This is a genomic window from Aureimonas psammosilenae, from assembly GCF_009176975.1.
GTDB classification, from domain to species: Bacteria; Pseudomonadota; Alphaproteobacteria; order Rhizobiales; family Rhizobiaceae; genus Plantimonas; species Plantimonas psammosilenae.
The window spans coordinates 578,674-585,933 of sequence record NZ_WEZG01000002.1; the positions used below are offsets into that span (position 1 = coordinate 578,674).

At 64.0% G+C, this 7,260-nt stretch carries 8 protein-coding genes and 2 tRNA genes; 9 read left to right on the forward strand and 1 reads right to left on the reverse strand.

The window, feature by feature from the left end; genetic code table 11:
• Nucleotides 1-69: 69 nt before the first annotated feature.
• The 5 genes from F9929_RS06715 to F9929_RS06735 all read left to right on the forward strand — a co-directional run bounded on the left by F9929_RS06715 (nucleotide 70) and on the right by F9929_RS06735 (nucleotide 4,169).
• Entirely contained in the window at nucleotides 70-498 is a 429-nt protein-coding gene (locus F9929_RS06715) for a hypothetical protein (protein ID WP_152045747.1), read from the forward strand.
• 127 nt (nucleotides 499-625) lie between these two features.
• A complete protein-coding gene (msrB, locus tag F9929_RS06720) occupies nucleotides 626-1,033 on the forward strand; it encodes a peptide-methionine (R)-S-oxide reductase MsrB (protein ID WP_152045748.1) in 408 nt (135 codons plus the stop codon).
• A gap of 111 nt (nucleotides 1,034-1,144) precedes the next feature.
• Complete coding sequence (rirA, locus tag F9929_RS06725; protein ID WP_152045749.1) at nucleotides 1,145-1,603, forward strand: iron-responsive transcriptional regulator RirA; 459 nt, start codon at nucleotides 1,145-1,147, stop codon at nucleotides 1,601-1,603.
• Between the two features lie 218 nt (nucleotides 1,604-1,821).
• A complete protein-coding gene (locus F9929_RS06730) occupies nucleotides 1,822-3,066 on the forward strand; it encodes an aromatic ring-hydroxylating oxygenase subunit alpha (protein ID WP_152045750.1) in 1,245 nt (414 codons plus the stop codon).
• Nucleotides 3,067-3,086: 20 nt separating this feature from the next.
• On the forward strand, nucleotides 3,087-4,169 hold the full coding sequence (locus F9929_RS06735) for a hybrid-cluster NAD(P)-dependent oxidoreductase (protein WP_235919090.1): 1,083 nt from the start codon (nucleotides 3,087-3,089) through the stop codon (nucleotides 4,167-4,169).
• 3 nt (nucleotides 4,170-4,172) lie between these two features.
• On the opposite strand, the gene F9929_RS06740 is transcribed toward F9929_RS06735, so the two are convergent.
• Nucleotides 4,173-5,027, reverse strand: coding sequence for a TrmH family RNA methyltransferase (locus F9929_RS06740; RefSeq protein ID WP_152045752.1), 855 nt, complete (start codon nucleotides 5,025-5,027; stop codon nucleotides 4,173-4,175).
• A gap of 146 nt (nucleotides 5,028-5,173) precedes the next feature.
• Between F9929_RS06740 and F9929_RS06745 the strand changes: the two genes are divergently transcribed.
• The 4 genes from F9929_RS06745 to tuf all read left to right on the forward strand — a co-directional run.
• Nucleotides 5,174-5,258: transfer RNA gene (locus F9929_RS06745), tRNA-Tyr, on the forward strand.
• A gap of 49 nt (nucleotides 5,259-5,307) precedes the next feature.
• A tRNA-Gly gene (locus F9929_RS06750) sits at nucleotides 5,308-5,381 on the forward strand.
• Nucleotides 5,382-5,461: 80 nt separating this feature from the next.
• Entirely contained in the window at nucleotides 5,462-6,193 is a 732-nt protein-coding gene (locus F9929_RS06755; RefSeq protein ID WP_152045753.1) for a glycosyltransferase family protein, read from the forward strand.
• 78 nt (nucleotides 6,194-6,271) lie between these two features.
• Nucleotides 6,272-7,260 (forward strand): elongation factor Tu (gene tuf, locus F9929_RS06760; protein WP_152045754.1); only part of this gene is annotated, 989 nt, incomplete at its 3' end.

Below are 7,260 nucleotides of genomic sequence, written 5' to 3' on the forward strand. Positions count from 1 at the left end.
CGTCACCTCGCAACCTTTAGCCGGGTCAGCGATTGAAGCAGGCCGCCGGCAAATCGAAAGATGGAAGACATGAAAGCCCAACTTCTGATCGCTTCCTTGATGGTGTCCACGCTCGTCGGTGGGGCAGCGCTCGCCCAGACGCCGCCTCCGCCGCCGCCGGGTGCGGAAGCGCCGAAGGACGACGCTCGGGCGGCCCCCGCGCCGGATGACGAGGTCGCCGGCGACGACGATGACGCCGGTCCGCGTCGCGGTGGCCCGCGCGACGATGATCGCCGTGGCCCGAAGGGTCCGCGTCACGGCGGTCCGGGCGGGCCGCGTGGCATGGCACCCCCGCCGCCGCCCTCCAAGGCCGCTCACTTCCGCATCGAGAACGGTCCGTTCCGCGTCGATGTGAAGTGCGCCGAAGACGAGCCCCAGCAGGCCTGCGCCGATATCGCGCTGAAGATGCTGGAACAGGCAAGGACGCTTCCCGCACCGCCGGCCCCGCCGGCGCGCTGAGGACCGGGCATCCGGATCACGACCCCCGTCGCTTCGCGGCGGGGGTTTTTGCATGTTCTCCGGGCCTTGGTCCGGGCGTCGGCCACGACTATCTAGACGGCCAGAGCCTGGAACAGGAGGACGACCCATGGATGTCGCGAAATTTCCCGTGACCCACACCGACGAGGAATGGCGGCGTATCCTCACGCCGGAGCAATACGCCGTCATGCGCGGCCACGGCACCGAGCGGCCGGGGAGCTGCGCCCTGAACTACGAGAAGCGGGAGGGTACCTTCTCTTGCGCCGGATGCGAGCAGACGCTCTTCGTTTCCGGCCGCAAGTTCGAAAGCGGCACCGGCTGGCCGAGCTTCGACGATCCGGTGGAAGGATCGGTCGAGACCTCCACGGATCGCAACTACGGCATGGTCCGCACCGAAGTGCATTGCAGTCGCTGCGGCAGCCATCTCGGGCATGTCTTCGAAGATGGTCCGCCGCCGACCGGCCTTCGCTACTGCATCAATGGCGTGGCCATGAACTTCGAGCCGCAAGCCGCCTAAGCCGTTACGGCAGGCGATCCGCGACGGTTGATTGATTTGCCCTTCTTTTTCCTTGGAATTCTTCTAAGGTAGATCCTGCCGGTTCGGTCCGGCAGGGTTAGGGAGCGGTTCATGCGGCTGACGCGGCAGACCAATCATGCGGTTCGCATGCTGATGTTTTGCGCCCTGCGTGGCGAAAAGCTGAGCCGGGTCGGCGAGATCGCGCTCGCTTATTCGGTATCCGAACTCTTTCTGTTCAAGATTCTCCAGCCGCTCGTGGAAGCCGGTTTCGTGGAAACCGTGCGCGGCCGCAACGGCGGCATTCGCCTGCGCAAGCCGGCCGAGGCGATCACGCTTCGCGCGGTCGTGGAAGTGACCGAGGAGAATTTCTCCCTTGCCGAATGTTTCGAAACGGGCAGCGACTGCCCCTTGATCGGCGATTGTTCGCTGAACGGCGCCCTGCACGAGGCGCTGGAGGCATTCTTGGAAGTTCTCGCGAGCTACACGATCGCCGATCTCGTCGCCGATCATGCATCCGTCGGCGTGCGCCTCGGCTTCCCCGTGCCGAACACCTTCCTGGCGAGCGCCTGATCGCGCTTATCATGTCCATGTCGTAGGTAGCGCCGCGCTCTGTCGCTTTTGTTGGCTCCCCCAAGCATGGAACGTTTCAAAATTCGGCCATCGTAGATCGCCGGAAAGCGGTGGTGTCGTGGTGGCTCATGGAGCGGACGCCTTTCATCGCCGTTTCATCCGGACCGGCCGTCCAATGGGACCCCTTGGTCCGCAGCGGAAAACGCGGGGAGAATGGCATGAGCGCACGCGACGCGATGCTCGCGAAGTTTCGCGACCGAAAAGCCGGTTTCAGCCTGGAGCGCGAGTTCTACTGCGACCCTGACTATTACCAAGCCGATCTGGAGAACATCTGGTATCGCGACTGGCTTTTCGTCGGCCATGATTGCGAATTGCCGAAGAGCGGCAGCTACCTGACCGTACAGGTCGGCGATTATCCGATCGTCGTCGTGCGCGATGCGCAGAAGAACATTCGCGCCTTCCACAATTCCTGTCGCCATCGCGGCTCGCGCATCTGCTCGGCCGCCAAAGGCACAGCCGCCAAGCTCGTCTGCCCCTACCATCAATGGACCTACGAACTCGACGGGCGGCTTCTGTTCGCCCGCGACATGGGACCGGATTTCAAGCCGGCCGAGTTCGGCTTGAAGCCCGTCCATTGCGAAACGGTGGGTGGTTACGTTTTCGTCTCGCTGGCCGAGCAGCCGTTGAGCTTCCAGCCCGTGCGCGCCTTGATCGAGCCTTATCTCGCACCCCATCGCCTCGGCGAAGCGAAGGTCGCCTTCGAGATGACCATCGTGGAGAAGGGCAACTGGAAGCTGACCTGGGAAAACAACCGGGAATGCTATCATTGCGCGGGCAGCCATCCCGAACTCTGCCGCACCTACCCGGAAGCTCCCGGTGCGACGGGTGTCGACGGCCACGACGACCCCGAAACCAAAGAGCATTGGGATCGATGCGAAGCGGCGGGCCTGCCGTCGAAATTCACGATGCACGCTTCCGGCCAGTTTCGCACGGCGCGGATGCCGCTGCTTCGCGACGCGGTGAGCTACACCATGTCGGGCAAGGCGGCGGTGCGCCGGCCTTTGAGCGATACGGTGACGGCGCCGAAGATCGGCACCATGATGTTCTTCCATTATCCGACCACTTGGAACCACGTTCTCGGCGATCATGCCGTGTCGTTCCGCGTTCTGCCGAAGGGGCCGACCGAAACCGAGGTGACCACCAAGTGGCTCGTCCACAAGGACGCGGTGGAGGGCGTGGACTATTCGCTGGACGAGATGACCAAGGTCTGGATCGCGACCAACGATCAGGATCGCCGCATCATCGAGGAGAACCAGATCGGCATCCTGTCGCCGGCCTATCGCCCCGGTCCTTATTCCGAACTTCATGAGGGCGGCGTGATCCAGTTCGTGGACTGGTATTGCCGCTTCATGGGAGAGCGGCTGCGCGGCGAGCGCACGCCGCATCTGGCGGAAGTCGCCTGAAGGCCGGGACATTCATGGAAATCGCCCCGCTGCGGCACAAGCATCTCGACGACCTGCCGCTCTGGATCGACCGGGCCCAGGTTCTGGAATGCGTCGGCGTCCTGCCCGAAACGGCGGATGTGCGAACCTTCTCGTTTCAGACCCCGAGCGATAGCTGGTTCCGCTACGCGCCGGGGCAGTTCGTGACGCTGGAACTGCCGACCGATCAGGGCGCGATCCTGCGCACCTACACGCTGTCGTCCAGCCCGTCGCGTCCGCTATCGGTTTCCGTCACCGTCAAGGCGCAGCCCGGCAGCGTCGCCGGCCGCTGGATGTTCGAGAACGTGCGCGAGGGCGTTCGCCTGAAAGCCTATGGGCCGGCCGGCACCTTTACCTTCGAGCGCCATCCGGCTGAGCGCTACCTTTTCGTCTCCGCCGGCTCCGGCGTCACGCCGATGATGTCCATGACGCGCTGGCTCTACGATTACGGCCGGCGCACGGACATCAAGTTCATCCACTGCGCGCGCACGCCGTCCGACATCATCTTCCGGCGCGAACTGGAACTGATGATGGAGCGCGTGCCGGAGATCGACGTGACCTTCGTGGTGGAGCGGCCGGACCCGCACGGCATCTGGACAGGCTATCGCGGCCGTCTGAACAGTTTGATGCTGGAACTGATCGCGCCGGACTATCAGGACCGCGAAGTCTTCTGCTGCGGGCCGGCGCCCTTCATGCAAGGCGTTCGCGACATCCTGACCGCCTCCGGTTTCCCGATGGAGCGCCATCACGAGGAAAGCTTCCAGGCCCCGGACGAGGATGCGCCGATCGCGCCCGGTGCCGATCCCGCGTCGGCCCCGAGCGAAAGCGCCGTGATCCGTTTCGCGCAGGCGGAGATCGAAGCGACCTGTTCGGAAGACGAAACGATTCTTCAGGTCGCCAAGGCCAACGGCCTGAACATTCCAAGCGGGTGCCAGTTCGGCGTCTGCGGCACATGCAAGACGCTGAAACTCTCCGGCGAGGTCCAGATGATGCACAATGGCGGCATCACCGAAGACGAGATCGCCGAAGGCTTCATCCTCGCTTGTTGTTCCAAGCCGATCGGGCGGGTCGAAGTCGAAGTCTGACCCTTACGACCCCAAATGCCGGCGCGCCGCGTAGAGAGCGACGGCGGCGGCATTGGAAACGTTGAGCGAGCGGATCGCGCCCGGCATTTCCAGACGCGCGAGGACCTGAACGGTTTCGCGCGTCTTCTGCCTCAAGCCCTTGCCTTCGGCGCCGAGAACCAGCGCGATTCGAGTACCGGCAAGCGAAGGTTCGAGTTCCTCGGCGCCTTCCGAATCGAGTCCGACGGTCTGGAAGCCCTTCGCGGTGAGTTCCTCCAGGGCGTTGGCAAGATTGACGACCTGAATGCTCGCGACATGCTCCAGCGCGCCCGACGCCGCCTTGGCGAGAACGCCGCTTTCCTGCGGCGAATGGCGCGTCGTGGTGATCACCGCGCTGGCGCCGAAGGCGACGGCCGAGCGCAGGATCGCGCCGACATTATGCGGATCGGTCACCTGATCGAGCACCAGAATCAGCGGCGAATCGGACAGGTCCATCAGTCGGCTCTGGGGCAACGGATCGGCTTCCAGCATCACGCCCTGATGCACGGCGTCCGAGCCGAGCGCGACGTCGAGCGCGCGGGGCTCCACCAGTTCGAGCGGGCAGGGCAGGGAGGCCTCGTCGAGTTCGAGCCGGGCGAAGGCGTTGCGCGTCGCCAGCAGCCGATGGGTGCGGCGCTTTGGATTGGCGAGTGCGGCTGCGACCGTGTGCAAACCGTAAAGGCGCACCCGATCCGTTGCCGCGGGCTCGCCGGGATGATGCGGCCGGCTGCGCTTGCCCGGCGCGGAAGCGGGCGGGCCGCCGGCCTTTTCCCGATGCTGACGGCGCAGGCGCGCATAATGGCTGTCTTTGGGTGTGTGGGTCTTGGCATCATCGCTCATGTGGAAAGTTCCTATCGGAGCGCATTCACCGCCTCAACCGTTCAGAACGTCGGTTGACAGGTCGATGACGCCTCTGCATAAGTCCGCTCCGCAAGCGACGAGCTTCGCTTAGCTTCGGTCTCAGGCGACATGCCGAGGAACCGGATGGAGGGATGCCCGAGTGGTTAAAGGGGACGGACTGTAAATCCGTTGGCTCAGCCTACGTTGGTTCAAATCCAACTCCCTCCACCATCCGATCTTCGTTGCGCAAAACGCCGCATCGTTCTAGACTGAAAAGTGCGCGGGTATAGCTCAGTGGTAGAGCAGCAGCCTTCCAAGCTGAATATGCGGGTTCGATTCCCGCTACCCGCTCCATTTCCTTCCATATCGCGAATCACCTCAGGGCCTTCGACGTGACGGCCGCCGATCTGCCGCCGGCGGAACTGCATTTTGTGATGGCTTATGTGTTCCGGTCGCCGGACCCTGAACACGGCCGGCTCATCCATCTGCTCGCCCGTTCGATTCGCCACCATTACCCGCATGCGAAGATCGTTCTTCTGACGAACGAGAACGGCCGTTTGTCGTTGACGGACGAAAGCGTCGAGGTTCGGGTTGCGCCGAGCGACGACGAGCGCGTCATGACGGCGCGGATGCGCGCTTACAGCGACTACGTTCGCACCGTGCGGCCGGGCACCGTGATCGTTCTTCTCGATACCGACATGCTGGTGGTGCGCCGCTTCGACGAGTTGATGGCGCCGGGCGCCGATATCAGCGTGACCGTCCGGCCGTACCCGGACATGCCCATCAATGCCGGGCTTCTCGTGGTGCGCACCGACGATCTTCCGCGGATGATCGATCTGTTCAGCCGTCTCCACGATTGCTGCGCTTCGCTGACGGAAGACGAGCAGCGCTGGTATGGCGACCAGATCGCGCTGGCGCGGCTCCTGCCGCCCCCGAACATTCGGCTGCGCGAGCCGGAAATCGCGCTTTGCGGCGAGGTGCGGGTGCGCTTCGCGCCCGGAAGGGTCTACAATTCGACGCCCCGACCGTGGATGCTGAAGCTCCTCTGCCACCGGCCGGGCGCCCACATCCTGCACTTCAAAGGCCATCGCAAGAAGAGCATGGCGCTGTATGCCGCTCTCCATCACGGGCGTCTTGCCCGGCTCGTCGGCCGAAAGAGGTCTTAACGAACCGACAAGGCGCACTTGCTATTCACGGAGCGGCCCGATATGTCGCCCGCGAATTGAATTCGTCAGGAGAGCCCGATGGCCAAGGGTAAATTCGAGCGCAATAAGCCGCATGTGAACATCGGCACGATTGGGCACGTCGACCATGGGAAGACGTCGCTGACGGCGGCGATCACGAAGTACTTCGGCGAGTACAAGGCGTACGACCAGATCGACGCGGCGCCGGAAGAGAAGGCGCGCGGCATCACGATTTCGACGGCGCATGTGGAGTACGAGACGCCGGCTCGCCACTACGCCCACGTCGATTGCCCCGGCCACGCCGACTACGTGAAGAACATGATCACGGGCGCGGCGCAGATGGACGGCGCGATTCTCGTTTGCTCGGCGGCCGACGGCCCGATGCCGCAGACGCGCGAGCACATCCTTCTGGCGCGTCAGGTCGGCGTTCCGGCGATCGTGGTGTTCATGAACAAGGTCGATCAGGTCGACGACGCCGAGCTTCTGGAGCTCGTCGAGCTGGAAATCCGCGAGCTTCTGTCGTCCTACGAGTTCCCGGGCGACGACATTCCGATCGTCAAGGGTTCGGCGCTGGCCGCTCTTGAGGACTCCGACAAGACCATCGGCGAGGACGCCGTGCGCGAGCTGATGGCGCAGGTCGATGCCTACATCCCGACGCCCGAGCGTCCGGTCGACCAGCCCTTCCTGATGCCGATCGAGGACGTATTCTCGATCTCGGGTCGCGGCACGGTGGTGACGGGTCGTGTCGAGCGCGGCATCGTGAAGGTGGGCGAGGAAGTCGAGATCGTCGGCATCCGCGACACCAAGAAGACGACCGTGACGGGCGTCGAGATGTTCCGCAAGCTTCTGGACCAGGGCCAGGCGGGCGACAACATCGGCGCGCTGGTTCGCGGCGTGGACCGCGAGGGCGTGGAGCGCGGTCAGGTTCTGTGCAAGCCGGGTTCGGTGAAGCCGCACACGCGCTTCATGGCCGAGGCCTACATCCTGACCAAGGAAGAAGGCGGCCGCCACACGCCGTTCTTCACCAACTACCGTCCGCAGTTCTACTT